The organism is Agrobacterium sp. 22094, from assembly GCF_052046015.1.
In the GTDB taxonomy this organism is placed as follows: Bacteria; Pseudomonadota; Alphaproteobacteria; order Rhizobiales; family Rhizobiaceae; genus Agrobacterium; species Agrobacterium cavarae.
Window position 1 is genome coordinate 1,963,679 of sequence record NZ_JBQEPX010000001.1, and the last position, 21,677, is coordinate 1,985,355.

At 58.6% G+C, this 21,677-nt stretch carries 25 protein-coding genes; 14 read left to right on the top strand and 11 right to left on the bottom strand.

Features of this window, described 5'->3' with window-relative positions:
• Window positions 1-46 precede the first annotated feature (46 nt).
• The 3 genes from ACTJK5_RS09530 to ACTJK5_RS09540 form a co-directional block, all read right to left on the bottom strand.
• Window positions 47-289, bottom strand: coding sequence for a DUF6634 family protein (locus ACTJK5_RS09530; RefSeq protein WP_440612264.1), 243 nt, complete (start codon window positions 287-289; stop codon window positions 47-49).
• Window positions 290-551: 262 nt separating this feature from the next.
• Window positions 552-1,349, bottom strand: coding sequence for a hypothetical protein (locus ACTJK5_RS09535; RefSeq protein WP_440612265.1), 798 nt, complete (start codon window positions 1,347-1,349; stop codon window positions 552-554).
• On the bottom strand, window positions 1,346-2,866 hold the full coding sequence (locus ACTJK5_RS09540) for a RepB family plasmid replication initiator protein (protein WP_440612266.1): 1,521 nt from the start codon (window positions 2,864-2,866) through the stop codon (window positions 1,346-1,348). The genes ACTJK5_RS09535 and ACTJK5_RS09540 overlap by 4 nt, the downstream gene beginning before the upstream one ends.
• A gap of 686 nt (window positions 2,867-3,552) precedes the next feature.
• Here ACTJK5_RS09540 and ACTJK5_RS09545 point away from each other — a divergent pair.
• The 9 genes from ACTJK5_RS09545 (at window position 3,553) to ACTJK5_RS09585 (ending at window position 8,666) form a co-directional block, all read left to right on the top strand.
• Entirely contained in the window at window positions 3,553-3,891 is a 339-nt protein-coding gene (locus ACTJK5_RS09545; protein ID WP_440612267.1) for a hypothetical protein, read from the top strand.
• The gene (locus tag ACTJK5_RS09550) at window positions 3,884-4,216 is read left to right on the top strand and encodes a hypothetical protein (RefSeq protein WP_440612268.1); all 333 of its coding nucleotides are present in this window, start codon (window positions 3,884-3,886) and stop codon (window positions 4,214-4,216) included. Before ACTJK5_RS09545 ends, ACTJK5_RS09550 begins: the two co-directional genes overlap by 8 nt.
• Window positions 4,217-4,276: 60 nt before the next feature.
• A complete protein-coding gene (locus ACTJK5_RS09555) occupies window positions 4,277-4,504 on the top strand; it encodes a hypothetical protein (protein WP_440612269.1) in 228 nt (75 codons plus the stop codon).
• Between the two features lie 88 nt (window positions 4,505-4,592).
• Entirely contained in the window at window positions 4,593-5,249 is a 657-nt protein-coding gene (locus ACTJK5_RS09560) for a hypothetical protein (RefSeq protein WP_440612270.1), read from the top strand.
• Entirely contained in the window at window positions 5,249-5,533 is a 285-nt protein-coding gene (locus ACTJK5_RS09565) for a hypothetical protein (protein WP_440612271.1), read from the top strand. The genes ACTJK5_RS09560 and ACTJK5_RS09565 overlap by 1 nt, the downstream gene beginning before the upstream one ends.
• Window positions 5,534-5,675: 142 nt before the next feature.
• Complete coding sequence (locus ACTJK5_RS09570; RefSeq protein WP_440612272.1) at window positions 5,676-6,419, top strand: hypothetical protein; 744 nt, start codon at window positions 5,676-5,678, stop codon at window positions 6,417-6,419.
• Between the two features lie 101 nt (window positions 6,420-6,520).
• Window positions 6,521-7,804, top strand: coding sequence for a DNA cytosine methyltransferase (locus ACTJK5_RS09575; RefSeq protein WP_440612273.1), 1,284 nt, complete (start codon window positions 6,521-6,523; stop codon window positions 7,802-7,804).
• 170 nt (window positions 7,805-7,974) lie between these two features.
• Window positions 7,975-8,334: a hypothetical protein gene (locus tag ACTJK5_RS09580; RefSeq protein WP_440612274.1), complete on the top strand. Its 360-nt coding sequence runs from the start codon at window positions 7,975-7,977 to the stop codon at window positions 8,332-8,334.
• Entirely contained in the window at window positions 8,334-8,666 is a 333-nt protein-coding gene (locus ACTJK5_RS09585; RefSeq protein ID WP_440612275.1) for a hypothetical protein, read from the top strand. Before ACTJK5_RS09580 ends, ACTJK5_RS09585 begins: the two co-directional genes overlap by 1 nt.
• Window positions 8,667-8,702: 36 nt before the next feature.
• Here ACTJK5_RS09585 and ACTJK5_RS09590 read toward each other — a convergent pair whose 3' ends face one another.
• The 7 genes from ACTJK5_RS09590 to ACTJK5_RS09620 all read right to left on the bottom strand — a co-directional run bounded on the left by ACTJK5_RS09590 (window position 8,703) and on the right by ACTJK5_RS09620 (window position 15,153).
• Window positions 8,703-9,611 (bottom strand): nucleotidyl transferase AbiEii/AbiGii toxin family protein, encoded by a 909-nt coding sequence (locus ACTJK5_RS09590; protein WP_440612276.1) that lies wholly within the window; start codon window positions 9,609-9,611, stop codon window positions 8,703-8,705.
• Between the two features lie 71 nt (window positions 9,612-9,682).
• Window positions 9,683-10,354, bottom strand: a complete 672-nt coding sequence (locus tag ACTJK5_RS09595; RefSeq protein ID WP_440612277.1) for a hypothetical protein — start codon at window positions 10,352-10,354, stop codon at window positions 9,683-9,685.
• Between the two features lie 75 nt (window positions 10,355-10,429).
• On the bottom strand, window positions 10,430-11,635 hold the full coding sequence (locus ACTJK5_RS09600; RefSeq protein ID WP_440612278.1) for a GIY-YIG nuclease family protein: 1,206 nt from the start codon (window positions 11,633-11,635) through the stop codon (window positions 10,430-10,432).
• Between the two features lie 639 nt (window positions 11,636-12,274).
• On the bottom strand, window positions 12,275-12,925 hold the full coding sequence (locus tag ACTJK5_RS09605; protein WP_440612279.1) for a hypothetical protein: 651 nt from the start codon (window positions 12,923-12,925) through the stop codon (window positions 12,275-12,277).
• The gene (locus tag ACTJK5_RS09610) at window positions 12,909-13,985 is read right to left on the bottom strand and encodes a DUF262 domain-containing protein (protein WP_440612280.1); all 1,077 of its coding nucleotides are present in this window, start codon (window positions 13,983-13,985) and stop codon (window positions 12,909-12,911) included. Before ACTJK5_RS09610 ends, ACTJK5_RS09605 begins: the two co-directional genes overlap by 17 nt.
• 26 nt (window positions 13,986-14,011) lie before the next feature.
• A complete protein-coding gene (locus tag ACTJK5_RS09615; RefSeq protein ID WP_440612281.1) occupies window positions 14,012-14,587 on the bottom strand; it encodes a hypothetical protein in 576 nt (191 codons plus the stop codon).
• Between the two features lie 287 nt (window positions 14,588-14,874).
• Window positions 14,875-15,153: a hypothetical protein gene (locus ACTJK5_RS09620; RefSeq protein WP_440612282.1), complete on the bottom strand. Its 279-nt coding sequence runs from the start codon at window positions 15,151-15,153 to the stop codon at window positions 14,875-14,877.
• A gap of 66 nt (window positions 15,154-15,219) precedes the next feature.
• Here ACTJK5_RS09620 and ACTJK5_RS09625 point away from each other — a divergent pair, with 66 nt between their 5' ends.
• On the top strand, window positions 15,220-15,738 hold the full coding sequence (locus ACTJK5_RS09625) for a hypothetical protein (protein ID WP_440612283.1): 519 nt from the start codon (window positions 15,220-15,222) through the stop codon (window positions 15,736-15,738).
• A 314-nt stretch (window positions 15,739-16,052) separates the two neighbouring features.
• Here ACTJK5_RS09625 and ACTJK5_RS09630 read toward each other — a convergent pair whose 3' ends face one another.
• On the bottom strand, window positions 16,053-16,559 hold the full coding sequence (locus ACTJK5_RS09630; RefSeq protein WP_440612284.1) for a hypothetical protein: 507 nt from the start codon (window positions 16,557-16,559) through the stop codon (window positions 16,053-16,055).
• A 530-nt stretch (window positions 16,560-17,089) separates the two neighbouring features.
• Between ACTJK5_RS09630 and ACTJK5_RS09635 the strand changes: the two genes are divergently transcribed.
• From ACTJK5_RS09635 to ACTJK5_RS09650, 4 genes are read left to right on the top strand one after another with little or no spacing between them, the layout of a single operon-like run.
• The gene (locus ACTJK5_RS09635) at window positions 17,090-17,497 is read left to right on the top strand and encodes a hypothetical protein (protein WP_440612285.1); all 408 of its coding nucleotides are present in this window, start codon (window positions 17,090-17,092) and stop codon (window positions 17,495-17,497) included.
• Window positions 17,498-17,501: 4 nt separating this feature from the next.
• Window positions 17,502-19,715 carry a terminase gpA endonuclease subunit gene (locus ACTJK5_RS09640; RefSeq protein WP_440612286.1) on the top strand — a complete coding sequence of 738 codons (2,214 nt, stop codon included), beginning with the start codon at window positions 17,502-17,504 and terminating at the stop codon, window positions 19,713-19,715.
• Window positions 19,709-19,963: a hypothetical protein gene (locus ACTJK5_RS09645; RefSeq protein ID WP_440612287.1), complete on the top strand. Its 255-nt coding sequence runs from the start codon at window positions 19,709-19,711 to the stop codon at window positions 19,961-19,963. Before ACTJK5_RS09640 ends, ACTJK5_RS09645 begins: the two co-directional genes overlap by 7 nt.
• Window positions 19,963-21,570 carry a phage portal protein gene (locus ACTJK5_RS09650; protein WP_440612288.1) on the top strand — a complete coding sequence of 536 codons (1,608 nt, stop codon included), beginning with the start codon at window positions 19,963-19,965 and terminating at the stop codon, window positions 21,568-21,570. The genes ACTJK5_RS09645 and ACTJK5_RS09650 overlap by 1 nt, the downstream gene beginning before the upstream one ends.
• Window positions 21,571-21,677 lie beyond the last annotated feature (107 nt).

Here is a 21,677-nt window from a genome sequence, read left to right on the forward strand (position 1 = left end):
CGTTGTTGTCGTCTTCGTAGCAGGTCCCCAATCCTTTGGGAGCCCGTTACTTTCGGTTGCCGAGCCGATAGATGCGGCTCGCGCAGAGCGCCCAGCGGGGCGGCTCCGCTCCGTCTAGCTGGATGACGTCGGACGAATGCCCGCGCTCTCCGTCGGCGATCTCCGGGTGGCCGCGGAAGGTGCCGTGTAGCTGCTGCCTGTCTCTCGACAGGACTGCTCGCCGTAGCTCCCAGTCGTCAATCACAGGGGCGGTCGCAAGCTCTTCAGCGGTGGGTGTCGTCTTATCCATGTAGGCGATCCTAGCCGGCAAGATCTAAGGAAATGCGATCGATAACCTGCTCGACTTCAAGCGCGCGCTGCAGATCGCGAGCGCGGTCTTCCGCATCCCATTGCGCGTGGAACGCGGTGAGGATGTCCTTGAGAAGTGCGTCGAAGCCCTGCGGATTCTCGGGAAAGCGGTCGCCGAAGGTTGGGGAGGTTGTTCTGCTGCATGTGCCAGTCCTCGTGCAAAAATTCGGGGACCGACAATAAGACGCCATTCTTATCCGGCGTCAACAATCCCTCCCGCCCCAGCCCCAGAGGTCATGTCTCCAAAGTGTCTGGCCGACACGCTCCGGAAAGCGAGCGAAATACGCGTCCTTCAGGACGGCGCGCAGCTCTTCAATCGAGCGATGCCCCGCTTTGAACTCGCGGCCGGACAGCGTGGAGATGCGCTCCTCGTAGCGCATGCGCTCAGACATCTCCATCGTGACTCGTTCGCATTCGGCATAGCGCGCAAGTTTCGCTTTGTCTGCTGCGGATTCAATCGTTGGTTTGAAGCCTTTTGAGAGATCTCGCTTTTTACGACGGCTCTCGAATTCACCGGTCACGATGGTCCCATCGAGCTGCGAGTTGAGCTCGTCGTCTGCGGACATACGCGATCCGCGATAGGAGATGACGGCCGCCGCCCGATTCCGGAGCGTAACCTCGTTCGGACGACCGAGTTCAAGTTCATGAATCCAGCTCGACGATCCGTAGATCATCCAAGCCGGGACGCCCCTTCCTTCGGCCAGCGACAGCAGCGAAGCGGAGAGGATGCCATCGAGCGCGACGTCGGCGGCATGGATGATCGGGAACCGCTCCGGCCAGCCGCCGACGAGAGTGTTCATCCAGGACCGCAATGCTCCGGGGAGATAGTCTTCCATGTATCTGCTGAGGATCCTCGCAAGTCGCTGGATTTCAGCTTTGCCATCATCGGAAAGCAGCGGCCTCAGGTACGGGACGACATGGACACGCGCCAGCGGCCGGTTGCTCTCCGCGATCGCCGCACGAACCTCTGCGGCAGTAGGATGTGGGTTGAAAGCGGTCATGCTACGTACTCCAGATTGCCGACAAGATGCGGTCCAATCGACGACATCAGCGATACGACGTCGTCCTCACTCATCGTCTTTGTGAGTTCCCACTCTTCGAGCTGCCCATCGTCGAGGTAACGTACGCGCAAAATTTTACTTGCGCCGCCGTTTCCGACGCCGCTCCACTCGTGGTTTTTGATCGGTCGGAAGACGAGTTCGGTCTGCTCTCGGATAGTCAGGCTGGGATCGACGTCGACGATAATCTCACTTGCTGCATCAAAGCTGATCCGACCGTCCATCGCCACGGACTTCTCCGTGTCAGGTTCCGCGACAGGAGCGATGCGGTCATGGCGGGCCGCGCGACCTGCGGCACCCAGCTCACGGATGTCGGAGCGAAGAGAAAGATCAGGCTCCGCAAACTCCTCGGCGACGAAGCCCCACGCGGCCTCGTTCGCGCCGATGCTATCGATCTTCGAGCGCAAGCCTTCGCCGCGGAAGACGCGCTCGTCGCACTCGCGAGACAGCGGCACCCCGGTCTGCATCTCTTGGACAGCGGCCAGCCAGAGGTCATACCAAGCGCGGTGCGAAAGCGACGTCTCTGCCGACTGGAACTGACGGGCGGCCTTGATCCACAGGGAGGATTCGACGCTCAGGTCGGCGACGTCCTGGCCGCCGATGTAACGCATGTCCTCCGGCGTGTAGGTGATCCGAGTCCTGAACCTGGACGGCGCGGCCAGTTCCAACCTAAAGGAGACCCGCTCGAGCGGGCGTCCGCGGCCGGAACCCGCGTGCGTCGTCATGGAAAATCCGAAGGCGGTAACCGCAGCGAAGTCTTTCTGAAGACCTGCGAGAACGCGCTCTCGCAGCTTGCCGACGTGCAGCCCGCCGTCGCGGCTCCGGGGGTAGCCGACCCAGTCTGCAACTTGCTGCGGCGTGACATCGATCGTCAGCACGTTGTCGCCGTCGGCAGTCCATTTGCGGCCGCTCTCCGCGATTGCCGCGACCAGACGACGGTAGACCCTCGAAGAATACGTCGACGACATCATCGGCAGCGCGGCGAGTTCGACATAAGCATAGCGCGCGCGGTCGCTCATGACCGCACGGATCGGTTCCGGAAGCGAGTAGAAGACCGCATCCTCGGTATCGCTCCGGCGGATCCACGACTGAAGCAGCGCGACGTCCTCGTAGCTCGTGCCGCCGACGGTGAAGGACACGAAGGTGCTCTTCAGCCGGTTGAGCGACGCCTTGACATGTTCCCGGCGAGTGTCCGCTCCCAGATATCGGATGACTGACTTCATCGGGATCGACATCGTTTCGGTGTTCATGCCTCGGTCAGACTCGTATGCCATGGCGATCAGCAGCTCACTGAGCGCGGCGTCTTTCGCGGTCAGGTCGGAGCCGCCGACGACCGTCAGGCTGCCGAGAAGTTCGACCGGGCGAGGCGATGCGGGTGCGATCTTCCGGAGCTGGCCAGGTGCCGCGAGCGCGGTCTGAATGCTTCCCTGTGGTGCTGGCGAGAATACTGCTGCGGTCATGTTTGTCGTCCTCCTGCAATGATGGTCATCGCCGGCGGAGCGTGACGCAAGTCTTTGTCCAGATATTTCTGAACCACGGACGAAGAAGGTTAATCGGTCTTCGTCCCATGTCGCGACGATGTCGGACGAAAGCATATGCCGCAGGTTTTCGTCCCACATTTCCCAGTCGTGGGCAGGCCTTTGTGTCCCGCGATCTCGCCATTTCGGGCGGAGAAACCGGGAATCTTGGGACGAAGACATCCGTGAGCAGTCGCTAATATCTGGAATCTTGGGACGATAAGATTGTGGACGAAACCCTTGCACCGCAGGCGCTTTGAGACCTCCCTCGCGTGCGCGCGCGTAAATACCAAGTAGATAGGCGTTGGAGCGCCCTCGGTGGCCTTCAGATTTGGGTTCTTGGATTGGGCCTTTTATCGCCTGCGGCTCGTGGCTCTTCGAGCATGACTGCCGTGCTCCCGCAGGTACCGCTCGGTCCCATTCGGCGGAGGTGGTCTCGACGCCGGGAGCGAGCAGACCATGCAGCCGCCGGCGGATATGGGCAACCCCACGCGGGGATCTCGTAGTGACGAAGGGCAACGCGAAAGGCCGGAACCGCCGGCGGTTTGACGCCTGCGCAGCGAGACCCCATCATTCCCGTAGTGAGAAGAGACGGAAGCGGAAGCTCCCGTAGTGAGGACGAGGGCGGCATGGCGAGACCAGCGACGGCGGCTAGAGAGGTGCATCGGCTCCAGACGGAGCAATGGCGTGCGAAGCTGCGGAAGGCCCGGCGGCCGGAGGCATGTCACGTCGACGTAGCCCTTGCGGCGGCGCTGTCCGTGGTCATGGACGCCGAAGCCGAGGCTAAGGCTGTCTCGCCGGTTACTCGAGCCGTGTTCGCCGCGGCTGTCGCGTTCTTGGAAGATCGCGGCTACGACAAGGTCGAGTGCAAGCAGAAGATCTTTGATCGCATCCGGAAGCGGAAAGACCTCCCGAGGCTGCGGAAGGTGACCGGGTCCACAGTCCCCAGGGGACCTGCAAATGAGTGATTGCTCCAGCCGTTACTCCCAGGATGAGAATCGGAAATCTCGGGCCGCCGGTCAGTCCCATAGTGACGATCTCGACCGGCGGCGGCGCAAGCTTGTCGGGAACGCTCTCCGCGTTCTGCGGCTCGTCGCTGGGGCTGATCTCGACCAGGCGAAACAGCTCAACGGCGTGGGATTCAGCAAGGGCGACACAATGATCGGCCATCGCCTTTCGGAGCTGACCGTCGACCAAGCCATGGCGGATGAAGCCTCGGTCCGTAAGATCATTACCCTCGCCCTGAGGTACATCCGCCAAGCCTTTGAGATCCAACTCCGCGGGCTGTTCTAGCCGGCGGCTTGAATCTTTCACCACCGACACTGCATCATTCTGTAACGGATGGAGGGTGAGATGGCAGGTGATCTTTTCGCGATAGCTTTGATGATCTGCGTTCATGCCGGTTCCCCCGCCGAGGTCTGCGCCCCGACGGTCATCAAAGGTCTCGCCAGCGAGGCCGCGTGCATGCAGGCGGCAGGGAAGCTCGGCGACATCGTTTACATCGCATCCGCGCCCGACGCTCAGATCGCAATTAAGGCAACGTGCGGCAGCTACGACCCAGCAGACCCGAGAGTTCCATGACGACGTCGACGACCCCAGTTCCACTTCCGATCTCCCCGCTCGCCGTTCGCAAGCAGGATCGCCGCGCTCGTCCAGGGAGCCGCCGCTGATGGTCGAGACGTCCGCAACACCCGCTAGCATCGCAGCCCGGCATTCCGCGACGGAGCAAGCCGTACAGTGGCTCCTCGACAACCGTGGGGGCGGAGAAGGTGATGGCGAGACCGCCGAGCTGTTGAAAAAGCTCTACAAAGCCATGGTACTCAACGCGTCGGATCATTCGAGGGACGAACCGTGGGAGGATACGCTCGTCTACACCGGTGATTTCTCCTTGCACGTGACCCTCTTCGGCCTCGACACGGCACACGCGAAGACTTGCCAGGATGGCAAGGGCTTCTACTCCCGTGTCTTCTCGGACAGCGAAACCCGCTGGGCTGGCACCGGCAGCTACTATGCGTCCTCCCTCGCGACCGACACCTTCGGCGAGACCAGCAGTGGCTACCTTGATCGTATCCGGTCGCAGAACCTTCGCAGTCTCGCGCAGGCTATCTTCAAGACGTCGGCCAACATCAGCTCTGGCCGCACGGTTATCGACCGGATTGCCGAGGTTCAAAGCGACGTCGACGACCTCGCCGACAACTCGGAGACAGCGATCAACGGTCTGACGACCAACTTGAACAACTACAAGACCAGCAACAACAATGCTGTCAACGAGCTTGCGGGACGTATCTCCGCGCTCGAGCAGCGCATGACGGCTGCAGGTCTCTGATGCGCGCCATCCTCCTTCGCCACCGCGTGCACCTCCTAGTCCTCACCACCGCGGCCGCCCTAACCTTCGCCTACGGCTTCCTCGCCGGGCTGTCGCTGGTCGCCGTCGCCCTCGCGATCCATGAGCACCACCTCGGCCTCCGGCACCGCGCTGCCTTTCGCAACTGCCGCCGCATACTTGCCGTCGAATCCCAGCGGAACGATTACCTCGAGACCTATCTCGACGGCGTCCTCGCTGCCGCTCGTGGCGATGCCGCCGAAGATCCGGAAAGGATTCTTCATTGATCGGGCCGGCACCCCTTGCGGCCGTCGGTCGCGGCGACAATCATGGATTCAACGGCGTCGACGAGGCGTTCGTTTTCTTTCCAGAACTCGACCCCGGCCTGCGTCCCCTACGCGGCTGGGGTTCTTTTTTTAGGAGCCACCGATGGCCGATGACCTCAAGCTGACGTACGGCGTCGATCTCAAGTCCTTCGAACGACAGCTCACGGCTATCGAGCGGCAAGCGCTCCCGGCGGCGCAGGCAGGCTATCTCAATTCGCTGGCCTTCGGCGCCCGGAAGAACCTCCTGACCGCGTTCGACAAGGAAATCGAAGGTGGTCCGACGCCGTTCACGAAGCGGGCTCCAGTCGTCGACAAAGCCGCCGCATCGTCCGGAAAGCCCGAGGCGGTCGTCCGTCTGCTCCCCGACCAGGCTCGATACCTCCAGTATTCGATCTTCGGCGGCGTCCGTCGTGTCGGCGATCCCGGAGCCAGTCGGTGGGATGTTCTCACCGGCGCGGCCGAGACGAACTCGTACGGCAACATCAAAAAAGGCTACATCAAGCGGATCGGGAAGAAAGCGAAGACTGAGCGCGAGCGCCGGGCGGCTCTCCGTCAAAAGCGTGACGAACTCCGTGCGAGAGGCAAGTCGACAGCGAATGCCAAGTGGATGACGTCGGCTAGGCCGCCGGGGGTATTCTTTGCCGAGATCAGGCATGCGAAGGGATATTGGCAGCGGCCGACTACTCCAAGAGACAAGTTGACGCTACTCGCGCAGTTTTCGGACAACGCCAAGTACAAGCCGTCCGTTAACTGGGATGCCGCCATTCAGCGGGCTGTTTTCATCGAGAGCCCTAAGGTGGTCTTCGTCTCGGAGCTGCGCCGAGCGTTGTCGCAGCTCCCGAAGTAAGATTCCGGAAAGCATCAAGGCATTTCCCGCCGGCGTCTTTACCACTGCGAAACCGGCGTCGATCATTCCTGTCACGGACTTATACGTGACGGAGGTAAGTGATGCGGGTTGTTGAACTTTTTGCCGGAGCTGGCGGCATGAGCCTCGGCCTGTCGCAAGCAGGGATGCACGTTGCGATGGCGTTCGAATTCCAAGCGGCGATGCTGCGCGTTTATCGAAAGAATCTACAGTCGCCGATCCGCCGGTTTGGTGGCCAGAACCACGCTCATCAGTACGATCTCACTCAGTACCCAGATCTCATCCCGACCATCACCTCGCTCTCTCCTGACGTGTTGGTTGGGGGGCCACCGTGCCAGGATTTCTCACCGGCCGGCAATCGCATTGAAGGTGTCAACGCAAAGCTCACTCCGTATTATGCTCAGATCATCTGCATCACACGTCCGGAATGGTTCATTCTTGAAAATGTATCCAGAGCACGGAAGGCAAAGGCGTATGCGGCTGCCAAAAAGCTGCTTGAGCATGCTGGTTACGGTCTCTCGGAGAACGTGCTGACATGCTCGTTCTATGGCGTCCCTCAGCGTCGCAAGCGCCTCTTCCTGATCGGGCGCCTCGGCGAGCAGCACGGCTTCCTGGAATCCTCGATCGCCCAGAAGGCTGCGAAGGAGGAAATGTCGATTCGTGACGCATTCGGAGACCGTTTCGGCGACAACATGTACTTCCACGCTCGGGCACGCGACCAAAAGTCAGTCAGGCCGACGACGGAGCCCGCACCGACAATTCGCTCCGGCTCTGGCCGTAGCGGTAAGAAGCACCCTGGCGATTTTTACGATCCTCAAATGGAGGAGCTGGCGCTCTTCCAAGGGTTTCCGCCAACATGGGACTGGTCTGGGGAGACGAAAGATAGCGTCAGCAAGATGATCGCGAACGCCGTGCCGGTCACGGTCGCGCGGGCCGTGGGTGAAGTGATCGTCGAACGCCACTTCGGCCGCTCAATTCCGGCGATCCCGGATGAGGTCAACAAGTGGCTCGCGGCCAAGGGATACTCTGATCCCTCAATCCGCAACGTCCGCAGCCGCATCAACGCTGGGCGTCGTCTCCTGCTCGGCCGCACCTATTCAGACCCGACACATGAGATCGGGGCGCTAGAAACCGTGTTCGACACGGTCGATCTATCCGTCAAAGCCAAATCGGACATCAGGATCTCGATGCGCTTGTTGCGAGAGTTCATAGAGTCGACGGCAGCCGCGCTTGAGGTGCCGATCGCAGCCAGCCGCGAGTTCGCCGAAACGCGCGTACGGAATCGACAGCGGCGGGTCCTTCACCCTAACTACCGCCGTGAGGAGCCCGAACCCTACGAGGACTACCCGGACTTAGAGACGGCCTAACCGCCGGCGATTGCTTCCTGCCTTCGTCAGCCGCACGATATCTCCAGCAGTTCGAGGAGGACATCGTGCAGAAGACATTCAGACGGATCACGCCTAGCCGGCAGACATGGCATCATATCGGCGACGCGGCAGGTGTTCGTCGAATCCTTCGGCTTTGGGATGCCTTGCTTATGAGAAGGCACCTTGCCGAGCTCCCGGATGACGGGAATCCTTACTGGAGCTTGCAGGAAATCTTGAATGGTGGCCAGGATTACCGCGCTAGGATGCTGCGGCAGCCCGGCGCAGCCTATGACGTCGTCGCGATCGATGTCTGCCGGCTTCGGGAGATGTGCGATTCGCTTGAGTGGCTGCATGATGCCATCAGCGACGACCACGAAGGCAAATACACGCTGGTCGACGGTCGCTGGACCGTGCTCGAGGATGTCGACGATCCGCCGTGTACCGATTTCCGAGAGGCGAAGGCGGCTTGCGAATCCATTGCGACCATCCTGGAGGCCGCATACGAGCAGCTCGGGCGGGAGGATAAGTGATGGCGAGGAAGCCCTCTACCTCGGCTCCGGCCGTCGTACCTGTCGTCGAGATGATGCCCGTGCTGTCGTATGAGATGGCACCCATCAGTCTCTTGCAGCGGTCGCCGACGAGCAGGGATGAGGTCGCGCTGCGGGATGAGGTGCGCAGGCAACTCCGTGCGGTCGAGGACGCAGTCGTGGACTTCGCCGCGACGAAGCGGGCAGAAGGATTCGACCTCGACGAGGCGTTCCAACTTTTCTCGCTCGAGCTACCGCTGTTCTTCGCATACGAACGCGACGGCTCAAGGATTCGAGCGCGATACGGCTTTCGGATTATCGAACGGGCGGAGTAGACGTAAACAAGATAAAGGCCCCAATCGGGGCCTTCTTCATGCTCGGAAGGTAAAGACTTCGTCGAAGTCCAGATTGTCGGTCGGCACCAGCGCAGACATGTATGCCTTCTCAAGCGCATAGGTTACGTCCTGCAGGTTGACAGGGAGCCCTTCGCGCTGCCGGGGCGAAAGCTTTCCGAGATAGGCGTCCCAGTCCTGCTGGCGGTACTGGGCAAAGATGAAGTCTAGTCCTTCGGGGATCGCCGTCGGCAGCGCCATATCACGTTCGTCGAAAACCTCACGGATTGCTTGGCCCAGATCGGCATGCGTGCCGTATCCCTTGCGGGCAAGCATGTAGAGGTCGCGGTAGTCCTTCATCCGCGTGTTGTCGAGGCCGAACTTGCAGCAGGTTTGAAGTTTCTCGGCGATGCTGTAGACCCATTGCTGAGCGCGGATAGGCACGACGGTTTGACCCTTCACGACTGGCTTTAGGGTCAGCATGCGCGATCCCATTGCCGGAACGGAGCCGATGGAGAAGTCGAGGTGTCCGACCGAGCGCATAGTTCCGATCTTGACGACGACGTGGACGCGCAGTCCCTGCTGGTCAAGGTCTTCATGCTTAAGAGCGTCGGATCTCCCGACCTCTATCTCGACGCTGTCACCCATGTCGATAGCAGCAGCCTTCTGGACGAGCGCCTCTATCGCATCGTGGCTCATCGCGACGAACGACTTGATGTCGATATCGGATGTCGAGCGGTTCAGATCGAACATTTCTGGTGACCAGTGGTACATGGTCCCGCCTGTGATCATCAGATTGGCGGCTTCCGAAAGCGAGAACAGGCGGACGGCAATCCGCTCTTGTGCGAATTTCTGGACGAACTGAGGCGTATCCATACCTGCGTTGCGGGCATAGTCTTTCAGCTTGCTGGATATTCGATTACCCGTCGTTACGGCTTGTGCGGTCATGTCGTGTCCTCCCCAGAACACGACAACAATGTGCTGCCGGCGGGCAGATCTCAAATCCGCCGGCAGTAATCCTACTGATACTTCTTGAGGTAGTGCAGCACCCGCTCGGCGGTCTCCGGCCCCCGCTTCGTGGCCTGCTGCCGAACCTTAAAGACGTCCGGCCGCTCCTCTGACATGGAGAAAGCGCCGGCGTACGCTTCCACCACTTCGGCCTCTCCCAGCACACCTTCGTGGCCAGCCAGCTCGAGTAGCGTCCGCTCCGCCGAAGCCACACGGTACGGTCGCCCCTCCGCGTCGAGCCTGCATTCTACACCCCAAGGCAGGTCGGCAGCAGGCCACCATTCAAGTTCGAATCCTTCCCACTCGGCGGGCTGGTACATCCGGATCGGCTGCGAGAGTTGCCGGTGCATATTCGAATTCGCCGACGTCCATCCGCGAGCGATCGCCGACGACAACCCCGTGAGGTGAGCGTGCGGAAACGCAGCGCAGATCGACGCGAAATCCGCTTGGTCAGCATAGCTATCGAGCAGTTCCGCATCCCGGCCGGATGTCGTTCTGCTCTTGCCTAGGAATTGCTCCGCGCGCGCAGCGACGATGTCCTTGATCCCTACGTCGTCGGCAAGCATCCGTTTCACCGTTCGTTCGCCGACCCCGAGGATGTCAGCCGCCATGGGCGCGGACAGGCCGCAGGATGTCATCCAGCTCCGAAAGCGGTCGTTGTCCCAAATTCTGCGTGGCATCATGCACCCGATATTCGTTTTGATATCTACTGGGTGACAGAAAGTTGACACCCAGTCAAATGGTGGGCGCCGGCATGGTTAAGGGAGTGCGATCGGCGACTTGGGAAGGCTGCCAAATTCCGGCTTTAGTTGAACGTCTGGCCAGTCAGTAAAATGCATGGTTGCGTATTTTTCGGCGCGACGCCCTTCCGGCCATGGAAGTGGTTCTATGACTAGGTGATTCGGTAAGTTGATGATCCATTGCTGATTGCCCGCACAGAAACGATCAGCTTCGCGCTTCGCCATTGACATCGCATCCTCGAGCTTATCGAACATGGTCGACGCGATCCCAACCCGCTTTCCATCACATAGGCCGTGCATGTCCAGCTTCCATGTCTGATATGCCTGATCTGTCGAATGACGACCATAGATCCTAACATCGATCCAATCGGGATAACGGTGGCCTAGAAACTTCGAGAAGATGTTCGGCGTACCGGAGCGACGTTCGACGGAGAATTCTCGCAGCCGAACCTCATAAGTACCGAACTTCCTCCATATTTGCTCGGGGGAGTTCTCAAAAGCGATGACGGCTTCCTCATCACGCTTCGCCTGTTCTCGCCGAGCGTTCGCGTCGGCCAACAGTCTCCGACGATCTGCAGCAGCAAGCTCAGACGCTGTCAGAGAGCCCTCCAATTCGGCTGCGGCCTCTGGATACAATTCGAGATAGCAACGTCGTGCTACGCTCTGGGCCTCGTCGATCGACACTTTGAAGAATTCCTTGCCGTGCTTCTTCTTCACAAGGACCGCATGAATCCTCTGCTCAATTGCGCGGGCGCTTCCAAGGATGGGCAACGACCACTCGACACGGAAAGGCGTCGGCACGCCAGTTACACCAGACAACTCACCGGCCCGCTTCGCGGGATCCCCGTTGGTGAACCCGATCTTAAGAACGCCTGGCATTGATTTGTTGGAAAGGACGTAGACGTGCCCTTTGACCTTGTCCGACAGATCGGAAGGTACGGTCAGGCATAGGCTATCCGGAACCATAGCGTTGTATGGCATGCGACTACCGCGACGGAGCCTCTTTTCCTCATAATCGAAAGATATCCGGTCCCCATCGGAGAAGGGACAAAATTCTTCTGGCGAGAACAGAGTGAACCTGTCGCCCCTGACCATGCAGCTATGCGCCCAGCCGCCGCTTTTTGCGATACGGCTGGATACCACGGTAGCGACGCCGTCCTTCTGCTTGTAGCTCCGGTTTCGGCGGGCTTTTGAGAAATCCCATGCTGGAGTGGTTTCAGTCATTATGCCTGTGCTGCCGCTGATCGAATTCTAAGGACGAGATTGGCTATCGCTGCCAAGCATGCCGCGGCCACTCCGAACGCAACAACGGTGGTCGCTGGGTAGGCCACGAAGTAAGCTCCAGGAAATTGCCCCATCCCAGAATAACTGAAATAGCCAGAGACCGCGACGATCGCACCGAAGGCTAGCCACCCAGCGAGCAGATAGCGTGTAAACACGGAGCGGTCGAATGTTGAGGCGACAGCGCCTAAAAGAACTGTTCCCGCAGCCCCCCACGCCAACATCGCCAACCACGGTTCTGGATACACGATGACTGCCGACACATCTTGGCAGGTCGACGGATCGAAGGGTACAAACTTCGCGACGGGGGCGCATCTGGTTCCCGGTGGTGTGTAGTATGCATTACCGTAAGCATAGGCAATCAGCATCGCCACAGTAGCCAATCCAGTCGACTGAAGGGCGATCTGTCTCTCAGCGCTTCTGCTCGTAAATCTCCGAATGCGTTGTAGAAGTTGATTTGTTTGCATCATCCCATCCCGATAAAATTCCGACTTAACGTATCTATGAGACGAGTTCTCGACAAGTCGATGTCGGCGATACTGACAATTGAGACGGCCATCTTCTCCGTGTGATCACAGGTGTCTACTGAGTTACCAAATCCGACACTATATCCATCTCCTCCACCCAAGACCGCCACAGATAGTCTTTGGTAGCAGGGTCGATCCATTTCATCACATCTGAGGGATGCTTGAAGTCTGTGTCTTGGTACCGCACGCGAGCAGCCCTTACCATCGCGAAGGTATCGCTGCAAACGTGGGCGCTTGCATTCCTACAAGTCTGCAGGTCTTTCAGTGAAATCACACCGCCGAAGCCACTAAGCATCGTTCCCGAATTTGTGGGAGCAAGGCCTGAAACAATTAGATTCACCTTGCCGACATCTCCCCACGTTGGCTCTTGATGACGTCCCTTTACTGACTTGATCTTAGTGACCATTTTCGATTGGGAGAGCAATTGAGCGACGTAAGCGATCTCAAGTTCAGAATTCCCGTTGTACGTAGGGGAGTTTACGGCCACGCCAGATGTTGTATTAGCCCCCCTTGTCGCCCCCATTATTGCGCCGCGACAGAACTCGCACCAAGCCTGCCAAAGTGCGGAGACCAGACCTTCCTGAAGAGCAAAACGATCGACGGCTTTTGTAGCCGAAGGAGACAGAACGTGCCGCTCAAACGCCTTGTCCAAGGTCGTTACGCGCGTCAGGAGCTTTTTGCGGAGATGTTCAAAAGAGATTGGCATAATCCGGGTCTTGGACGTCAACGCCTATGGCGCGGAGAATGGACATGGTGCGAGCGTACCGTCTGGGCAGCCTGTTGACCGCCGCTTCGCAGCCCCAGACATATCGACCATATGGACCCTCCGATTCCTTCGCTTCATGAGCCTGGGCGAGCGCCAAAAGATTATTGACCGCTTGGTTCCTGTCAGCAACGAAACGGCCAGGACTCTGTATATTGTATTCTCCTGTGATACGAGCGATGCCGAAACGTGAGTGGAAGAGAGCAGTGACCAACGAGAGGAGAGCATACGACTTCATCATATGGGTCTCTCTCAGTTCGCTCAATTCACCACCGATGAAGTCAAAAACACTTCGCAAGTCAGAGTAGTAGTTTGCACCGCTTGGGAAGCTGTCATCGTAGCGTTTGTAGAGCCTAGTCAAGTCTGACGCGCTTGTGCTGATAATTCCTCGTTCTATTGCAAGTACGCATTCGGATATCAGTTCGGCGTCGCCCATACGGAGTATCTGACGATCCGTGAAGACGCCGAACTGGACGAAGAACTCGTTCAGACCGTCTGACATTTCGTTGACGAACCACTTGAACTGACCCTGATACGTCGAATGTCGCTTTTCCGGTTCGTTGAGCGGAAGCGTATAAGCGTTCATGCGTCGGAACATCTGCAGAATTTCCGCCCGCGTCGCATTTCGTATAACGTCCACGCTTACAGCGTACGCCATGAATCGATCCTGGTCCTCGTCCGGTAGCTGGGCAAACGTCATTCCCCTAAACTTGGACTCTCCCTTTATCTCGAACTCGTTGTTGTAAAACCGCCGAATTGTTGTGATGCGCTGTTGCCCGTCTACTATCTCCTTGCGCATACGGCGATCAGGGCGGTTGAGAAACTCGTAAAGGTAGATTTTTGGGAACGGATAGCCCTCAAGGATCGTGTCTATAAAGTAGCTCGATGGGCCGTGCGGCCAAAGCCCAGTGCCGCGCTGGTATTCGCGGTTCACGATGAGCTCCTTGCGGTCGAGCATGTCGATGATCTCGGCGACCGAGTAATTGTTCGTATTTATCTGCATTGTAGATCCTTGGGTATGCGTCAAGCCTAGTTTGACTTCCACCCCTTGAGAAACTGCGAAAAGAAAATTTTGATACTGTCGTTTACATGCGGCGTCATGTCTCGCGCAACTTGATGATCGCCAAATCCGGCTCCGATCGTAGACATTTCCCAGAACACGAGATCTCCACCGCGCGGTAGGGCTTCAGGTTCACCCGGCTTAGCGTCTTGCTCGATGGCCGTGCTGTAAAATTTCTTGGCGGCCAGATGGACATGTACCGCTAGGGGTCCGCTACCACTCGATGTCGCACTGGTGTCCAAATCAAGAATCAGAGGTGTACCTAGGCTCCGAGAGCTAAGTGTCATTCGAAACATGTCTTCGCCGTCAGATACACGATGAGGAATGCCAGAGTTCTCAGCGAGGTAATTGAACTCTGCTGACGCCGACTTACAGATCGCGTCTCTCACTGCCGCGTTCGCAGTATTGGGTGCGCAACGCAGAACGATGCCAGTCCAGCTTTTGAACTGGGCGATGATAAATTGCCGCTCCTCGTCGTCTTCCTGCGCGTAAGCGCTCAACGAACTAAACGCAAAAATTATAGTGGTTAACAGCAGCCTTCTCATAAACCCCTCAACCCTACGTTATGGAACTCGTATCACGCGACTCTAGCAATGTCAGTAGTCTCCCGCCGGCGGTTTGCGCCCAGCATGGATTTCGCCAACATCATGTCAGGCAACAGCACTAGGAGGACGAGATGCCAATCCTACAACTGACCGATAACCAGGCGGAGATCGTGGTCGAAGCATTGACGAACTATCGAGGCAGCCTGATGTGCGAGTAAGCTAAAGTGTGGTCGGGCGAGACCGAAGATGACGGCCGCTGGGAGGATCCTGAGCAGATTTGTGATCGTCTAGATGCCCGGATCGTTGAGGTGGCCACTGTTCGCCGACAGTTGCAGGATGCCGCCTTGGTCCATCGGACCGAAGTTGCTACCATCGACGGGCAGAAGAGCGTTAGCTTCAACATTGACATTGACGGGAAGCACCGCTCGTTCGCAGTCGCCAAGGAAGTCGACGCACAGTTTGAGAAGATTACTCGTCGAATTTGAAGAGCGTGCATACCTATCCCACCCCCCGCCGGCAGCTCCCACTGCCGGCGGTTTGCGTTGCGCGCCGCCGGCGACAACCATGATGGGAGACACCAACCTTAGGAGGACGCGATGTCGAGCAGTGATGAAAAGGAAACCGGCCGTTGCATGGGCGACGACCGGGACTTCTTTGAGGAAGATTTCGTCAACATGTTGCCGGGATCGTGGATGACGTTGCCTCCGGGGTTCGACGTGACCGTGTCGCGGGTCTCGAACGCAAACGCTTTAGCGATCAAGGCCGAGGACATCTCCTCGTCTTATTTCGGATTCGTTCCGCGGCAGCAGATCGACAGCGACGCGACCAAGGGTACGATTGCCGCGCTGCAAGAGCGTGGGATTGCCGTCACTATCGTAGACGGGAAGACTGACATCCAGATGGATGCAATCGCATATCGGCGTGCTTCTCGGAAGATCGATTGGGGTTCGCGCTACCCCTACGACGGCCCGGAAGACGCCGCGCCTGCTGCGGACTGGGCACATGCCGCCGCGAGAGGAATCCTCGACGAGCTGCGCGACGTGCCGGGCATCAAGCATTACCTGGATGATATCGAAGTCGCAACGCGGGTGGAAATCGTCCAAGGATTGGCGGATGTCGTGCGGGCGGCTTTCATTCGGAGGTCGTCATGAGCGTTGCCGACAGATTGGCTATGTTCCGCAAGATGCCCAATGAGGCGTGTGCGGTACGCCGCCAATCCTATGGGGTAGACGTCTCAACACAATAAACGTATAAGTCAGTGTGCTGCCGCAAGACATATCAGCCCTGCGACAGCTATTTTTGCGCCCGATCACTGGCGATCTGGCGGCGTTCAGGCTCTTCTAGTACTGGATTGCCAGTCCATGAACTCTCCTTTCGTTAGAGCGCATCTAGGGAACGACGACATCTGATTTGCAGTCGCGAGGTCGTCTTCCCATTTCTTCAGGGGCTTCCATACGGAGGCCCCTTATTCTTTGTGTCCTTCGTCGTCATCGACCCGCGGAGTGGCGGCGAGACGGATAATGTTTGCAGCTCGGCTTTCGCCGCGCACTGTCTTCCCCGTCCTCGGGACTTGTCGCAGAGCGTCGGCGTACACGAACTCTTCGCTGTCCTGGAACTTGATCCAGACATCATGCCAAGCATTTCGTGCCGTTCCTCGAGCGACTTGGCGCACCCATTGGCTGACCGAGTGGCATAGCGAATCCTCGTCATACTGAATGGCGTCGAACCTCACTTTCGCGAGATAAGTCTTCTGCCGATACCGCATCCTTAACTCGGTTCCGTTCGGAAGCCAGAGTGGTGGCCACTCAAGCCCTCCGTTGGGATCACCATTGTCGTACTCCTTGCTCGTAACCTGCCGAAACAACTCCGTGTCGATTATCACTTCATCGAGTTTCGCTAAGTGTTTCCGGATAAGAAACTCAATTTCCTCGCTAGGGTCTCCCTTAACGCGCGCAGCAAATTCAATGAACAAGTCTGCTGGGAGTTGAATTGAAATTGGCCTCACTGCGATCACCTATTGCTTCGTTGCCACCGTAGTAACAGAGTGCGATATAGCGCGCAATAGTAAATTTAGCACTATTTAGCCCTGTGCTGTTTTGTGGACAAGATTAGACCCGACGGGGCCCCTGAGGATCTGGCCCCCATGCGGGTAATTCGCGACCCCATGCCCTCTCTCGGTGCGAAATTTTCTTTCAGGCTTCAACATCAGCACCCTCGACGCCCACACCGTTGAATCTTGCAGACGCAGCCCCCCAAACTTTCAGGAAACACTGGGAGTTTCTGTGAATATGTCACGCAAGCGCGTCACTTCTACAACGCCTCGGGGTGCGGATTTAGAGATGGAAAATCCGGATTCTATCAGCATCCCCTCGGACGACGCCCCCCCTCTCGTCGAAAGCCGAAGCTGTCAAGCTGCGCACCGTGTCCGTGAAGCAATGTGCCACTCTTCTCAATCGTGATCGCAACACCGTGCAGAAATGGATCGAACAGGGATGTCCGTTTGTGACGCAAGCGAACCGCGATCGCGGGATCCCATGGGAGTTGGACATCGCCGACGTCGTGAAGTGGCTCGAAGAACGTGCTGCACGCAGCGTTGCCGACAAGTTCGGTGACCCCAATGACAAGACCTCTAAGGAGGAAGGCGATAGGCGAAAGTCGGTGGCCGCGGCCGTCCTTGTTGAGATGGACATGCTCGAACGCCTTCGGTCGGTCGTTCCGGTGTCATCCGTACTTGAGCTCTGGGCGAAGGACTACAACGAGGTTCGCTCGAAGGTCATGAGCCTTCCAGACATTCTTGCGGTCAACGTTGATCCCGCAATTGCAACCGCCGTGCGAATCCTTGCCGACACCCACTGCCGCGACGTCCTCGACAAGTTGAAGACGAAGGAAACAATCCTGAAGTGGAAGTGAGGACATGCTGTATCTCGACCACTCTCAAATCGCGGATGACGTCCTGGTAGATTTCGATATCGGTATCTCTGCCCTTTACGAGGGCGTCACCGAGCTCCGTCAAACCGTCCTGCAGCCCCCCGCAGCCACGGACCCTGTCTCGTGGATCAAAAAGAACATCGAACTCCCTAAATCGAAGACGGAAAAGCAGGGAGACTTGGTTCTCACAGGCTATCAGCGTGAATTCGTAAGGCTGTACTTCGACGAAAACACCACTGAGATCGTCGTCACCAAGGGAACGCGCGTCGGCATGTCCCTGCTGCTTTCCGCCATGGCGGCCTACATCCTCTGCTATCTGGGTGAGTCAGTCACGATCGCGCAGCCGACGGAGGGCGACGCCGAGGAATACTATAAGGAGCGCATCGAGCCGCTCTTCGAGATGTGCCCAGCTCTGGGTGCGCTTCGAAGGAAGCCCCGCCGTGGCGAAAGGCAGGACACTTGGAACCTGATCGAGCTGAGCAACGGCGCCGTTCTGCGTCTCGTCGGCGCAGCCTCAGACGACAACTTCCGTAGATACGGGTCGAAGCACAACTGGGGGGACGAATACTCGGCCGATGGGTGGTCACCCACCAGCAAGACCCAAGGGGAGAAGGCCGATCTCTTCATGGAGCGCGGAGGTGAATTCACCAATCCCAAGCTCGTTCTGATCTCGTCGCCGTTGGGCAAGGACAACTGCCGGACCACGGCTCGCCATGCGGATTCCGATCAACAGGAACCGCACGCCTGTTGTCCTCACTGCGAGCATCCTCAGATTTTCGAGTGGGGCGACCGGGATACCCCATATGGCTTCAAGCTGATCCGGGACGCCGAAGGCTTCGTTGAGAAGGTTTTCTACGAGTGCATCGCCTGCCACGAGCCGATCTACGAGCACACCCAGTTTCCGGAGCCAAAGACCGTCAACGGCAAGGTCTGCCTTTCTCACAAGGACTATCTGGACGCCACCCTCCACTACAAACCGTCCGTGGCTTGGAAGAAGAAGGGGCGGCGCGGGATGTATATTCCGCAATGGTTCTCCCCGAACGGTCGAGCCACGTGGAAGGTAATCGGCGACCAGTTTCTTGCCAAGCGAGGCAATCCGGAAGAGATGAAGACGTGGGTGAACAACGCCAAGGGCGTTGCCTACGACGACTTCACGACATCGTCCATGGAAGCCTCGTTCGTCCAGGACATGCTCAAATCCTATCCGGCTGCGGTGCCTGACGACGTCGTCCTTCTGACTCTGTCCGGAGACACCCAGACAAACAAGGAGGGCGGCCATCTGGAACGGATCGCCTCTCGCGAATGTACCGTTTTGGGGTGGAACCGCTTCTCGCAGTTCCGCGTCATCGGACACTGGGTGATCGAAGGTGAGCCAGGTGATGCGGCTGCCGACGCCGCCGTGCGGGCGTTGATCGACCGGAAGTTCAAGAAGCGCGACGGTACCGAACTCGGCATCATCGCTTCCGTCTTCGAAATGGGTGGCGACTTTCCAGACGAGGTTCGCGCGTTCTGCGCCACGTTTCCGCTCCGTCGGAACGTATGGGCAATCAAGGGCAACAACAACAGCAAGGGCAGCCGCAGGGCGACCGTCTGGCCGAAGAAGGTATCCCGCAACACGAAATCCGGGGCGCTGCACTACACCATCGACTCCCAGCTTGCTCGCGATGCTGTGTTCCGGCTCCTGCAGATGCGCGGTGATCAGTCTCCGACAATCCCGCTTTCCATGCCGGCCGACTATCTCGAAAAGCTGCTATGCGAGGAAAGGAAGAAGATCAACGGAGGCTATTACTGGAAACCAAAGCAGGGCCACCGCACTGAAGAGGAATGGATCAACCTTGCTTATGGATATGCGGCTTTGAAAGGACTTCAGGCCTCGTACAAGTCTTGGCGCGACTTGAATCTTGCAGCCCGTACCCTCGGAATCCCAGAGACGTCGCACGACCCCGTGACTGGCGAGATCGACTACTACGGTCCTGATCTCTCCGCCCACGCGATCGAGAGGATCGGTTCCGGCATGGAGATTGCGGTGGTCGCAGCGACCGTTCCTCTCCCCAGGACGAACCGGAAGGTGTCTGCGCAAGCCGAGGAGCGGAAGGCCGCTCCTACCCCGGCTCCGGTCGCGCAGCCGCCGAAACAGCAAACGGTCAAGGTCAAGAAGACCTTGAAGCAATTTAAGTCCAACTGGGGACGGCAATGGTGAGTAGAAAGTTTAGGTTCTGGCCTCAAGCCAATCTCAAGGAGGGCATCATCGCCCTTGAGGAGGCGATCGTAACCGGAGCAGCATCCGTGTCCTTCCAAGGCCCAGGCGGTGGAACCGTGACGTATACGGATTACGACAACTTCCAGCGCATCCTTGCGGATCTGAACGACGCGTACGACCGTGCCGACGGCATCACCAACAAGCCGGCTCTGCAGCAGATTCGCATCTACGGTCGGAGTCCTTGGTAATGCGCAAGACACCCACTCGCAGTTCCGCCCCCAAGAAGCGCAACTCCGCTCCCCCGGCAGCTCCGTTTCGCTCGCCAAAGCTTGCAGTGTCAGTGCGCTCCAGCCACTTCGACGACCTCGTGTTCAACCGCGGCCGCACGTACTTCGAGGCAGCATCCCAGACCAACCGTGTTGCGTCTGCGCCTGACGCTGGCCCGAATTCATACAACAGCGAGATAGAGACCGTCCGCAAGGATTCGCGGTGGGCTTACGCGAACAACAGCTACTTCCGGCAGGCCGTCAGGCAGGTCGCGAACAACATCACGTCTTACGGCATCAAGCCCCGGATCAAGGACAAGGTGCTGCGGAAGCTCTGGAACAAGTGGGTCAAGGAGTGTGACGCCCGCGGCCGTCTGGACTTCTACGGAGCCCAGTGGGCGCTGGTAGCGGGCGTCGCTCGTGACGGCGAGGCTCTGGTCAGGATTCGGCAGCGTCGACCTGGCGATATGAAGTCTGGCATCAATTTTCAGCTACAACTGCTGGAACCGGACTACCTGCCCCTAGACAAGAACGAGGTGACCGAGAGCGGCAACCTGATCACCTCCGGTGTCGAGCGCGATCTTATCGAGCGCGTCGTCGCGTACTGGCTCTATGACTACCACCCGAAGGACGTCTGGCGATCCGTCGGCGCGAACTCCGTCTTGCCGAAGCGGGTCTCCGCGTCGGATGTCCTTCACCTCTACTTGCCCGATCGCCTCAGCGACACCCGTGGTTATCCTCATGGCGCATCCGCACTTCGCAAGGCGCAGTCGGTCAAGACGGTCGACGACGCTTATGTTGAGACGCGCAAGGGGCAGGCCATGCACGGCGGCTTCATTGTCAAGCCGCCTGGTGAGGAAGCTCCGGTTCTATCCGCCGATGGTGTCGATTCCGACGGTATCGAATTCGCAGGTATGGAGCCAGGCACTTGGACTGTACTTCCCGACGGGCATGACGTGCGTTTCGCGACGCCGCCGCAGACCGACCCCAACTACCGGGACTTCAAACGCAGCGGCATCTCTGAACTAGCCGTCGCGTTCGGCTTGGCGCCCGAGCACATCGACCTCGACTTCAAGGATCTGAACGACCGCCAGTACCGGGCTTTGATGCTCGAGAACGAGCGATACTTCAGTGTTCTGCAGCACCACATGCTGGTACCGCAGGGTCTGCAGCCGGTATGGGAGCGCTTCGTGTCCGAGGCCTACATCAACGAACTCTGGAAGCCTGCTGACGGCAAGACGGTCGACGACTACTTCGAGATCGAATGGATCACCCCAGCGCGCGGGTACATCAATCCGGTGCAGGAAGTCGCGGCGCACTCGGAGGCCGTACGGAACGGTTTCACGTCCCGCAAGCGAGTTTCCAACTCTTACGGCGAAGACGTCGAGGATATCGACGAGGACAACTTCACTGATCAGGAGCGTGCTCGCACATATGGCCTGCAGTATCCCGTCTATCCGGCGCTCGAATTCGACCAGGTGCTTGCGCAGTCGATGGCCGAATCCGACGCCGACGACGATCCGGAGCAGGACGATGCCGCCACGGATGGGGCCGTTACCCCCCCGATGAGGACATCACGTCCAAGCTGAATTCGTACGGTATCGCGGTTCGTGCCGGCGCGGTCACCCCGCAGGTCGACGACGAGGATTCTTTCCGTCATGCGCTGGGGCTTCCCGGCATGTCGACGTCCGTTCGC

What these genes read in the sequence shown, in the direction of transcription:
- ACTJK5_RS09650 (WP_440612288.1), top strand. Translation starts at nt 19,963, where the DNA reads ATGCGCAAGACACCCACTCGCAGTTCCGCCCCCAAGAAGCGCAACTCC.
- ACTJK5_RS09535 (WP_440612265.1), bottom strand. Translation starts at nt 1,349, where the DNA reads ATGACCGCTTTCAACCCACATCCTACTGCCGCAGAGGTTCGTGCGGCG.
- ACTJK5_RS09545 (WP_440612267.1), top strand. Translation starts at nt 3,553, where the DNA reads ATGGCGAGACCAGCGACGGCGGCTAGAGAGGTGCATCGGCTCCAGACG.
- ACTJK5_RS09570 (WP_440612272.1), top strand. Translation starts at nt 5,676, where the DNA reads ATGGCCGATGACCTCAAGCTGACGTACGGCGTCGATCTCAAGTCCTTC.
- ACTJK5_RS09575 (WP_440612273.1), top strand. Translation starts at nt 6,521, where the DNA reads ATGCGGGTTGTTGAACTTTTTGCCGGAGCTGGCGGCATGAGCCTCGGC.
- ACTJK5_RS09590 (WP_440612276.1), bottom strand. Translation starts at nt 9,611, where the DNA reads ATGACCGCACAAGCCGTAACGACGGGTAATCGAATATCCAGCAAGCTG.
- ACTJK5_RS09550 (WP_440612268.1), top strand. Translation starts at nt 3,884, where the DNA reads ATGAGTGATTGCTCCAGCCGTTACTCCCAGGATGAGAATCGGAAATCT.
- ACTJK5_RS09640 (WP_440612286.1), top strand. Translation starts at nt 17,502, where the DNA reads ATGCTGTATCTCGACCACTCTCAAATCGCGGATGACGTCCTGGTAGAT.
- ACTJK5_RS09625 (WP_440612283.1), top strand. Translation starts at nt 15,220, where the DNA reads ATGGGCGACGACCGGGACTTCTTTGAGGAAGATTTCGTCAACATGTTG.
- ACTJK5_RS09580 (WP_440612274.1), top strand. Translation starts at nt 7,975, where the DNA reads ATGAGAAGGCACCTTGCCGAGCTCCCGGATGACGGGAATCCTTACTGG.
- ACTJK5_RS09610 (WP_440612280.1), bottom strand. Translation starts at nt 13,985, where the DNA reads ATGCAGATAAATACGAACAATTACTCGGTCGCCGAGATCATCGACATG.
- ACTJK5_RS09615 (WP_440612281.1), bottom strand. Translation starts at nt 14,587, where the DNA reads ATGAGAAGGCTGCTGTTAACCACTATAATTTTTGCGTTTAGTTCGTTG.
- ACTJK5_RS09585 (WP_440612275.1), top strand. Translation starts at nt 8,334, where the DNA reads ATGGCGAGGAAGCCCTCTACCTCGGCTCCGGCCGTCGTACCTGTCGTC.
- ACTJK5_RS09620 (WP_440612282.1), bottom strand. Translation starts at nt 15,153, where the DNA reads ATGGTTGTCGCCGGCGGCGCGCAACGCAAACCGCCGGCAGTGGGAGCT.
- ACTJK5_RS09595 (WP_440612277.1), bottom strand. Translation starts at nt 10,354, where the DNA reads ATGATGCCACGCAGAATTTGGGACAACGACCGCTTTCGGAGCTGGATG.
- ACTJK5_RS09540 (WP_440612266.1), bottom strand. Translation starts at nt 2,866, where the DNA reads ATGACCGCAGCAGTATTCTCGCCAGCACCACAGGGAAGCATTCAGACC.
- ACTJK5_RS09530 (WP_440612264.1), bottom strand. Translation starts at nt 289, where the DNA reads ATGGATAAGACGACACCCACCGCTGAAGAGCTTGCGACCGCCCCTGTG.
- ACTJK5_RS09600 (WP_440612278.1), bottom strand. Translation starts at nt 11,635, where the DNA reads ATGACTGAAACCACTCCAGCATGGGATTTCTCAAAAGCCCGCCGAAAC.
- ACTJK5_RS09555 (WP_440612269.1), top strand. Translation starts at nt 4,277, where the DNA reads ATGGCAGGTGATCTTTTCGCGATAGCTTTGATGATCTGCGTTCATGCC.
- ACTJK5_RS09560 (WP_440612270.1), top strand. Translation starts at nt 4,593, where the DNA reads ATGGTCGAGACGTCCGCAACACCCGCTAGCATCGCAGCCCGGCATTCC.
- ACTJK5_RS09605 (WP_440612279.1), bottom strand. Translation starts at nt 12,925, where the DNA reads ATGCCAATCTCTTTTGAACATCTCCGCAAAAAGCTCCTGACGCGCGTA.
- ACTJK5_RS09645 (WP_440612287.1), top strand. Translation starts at nt 19,709, where the DNA reads ATGGTGAGTAGAAAGTTTAGGTTCTGGCCTCAAGCCAATCTCAAGGAG.
- ACTJK5_RS09565 (WP_440612271.1), top strand. Translation starts at nt 5,249, where the DNA reads ATGCGCGCCATCCTCCTTCGCCACCGCGTGCACCTCCTAGTCCTCACC.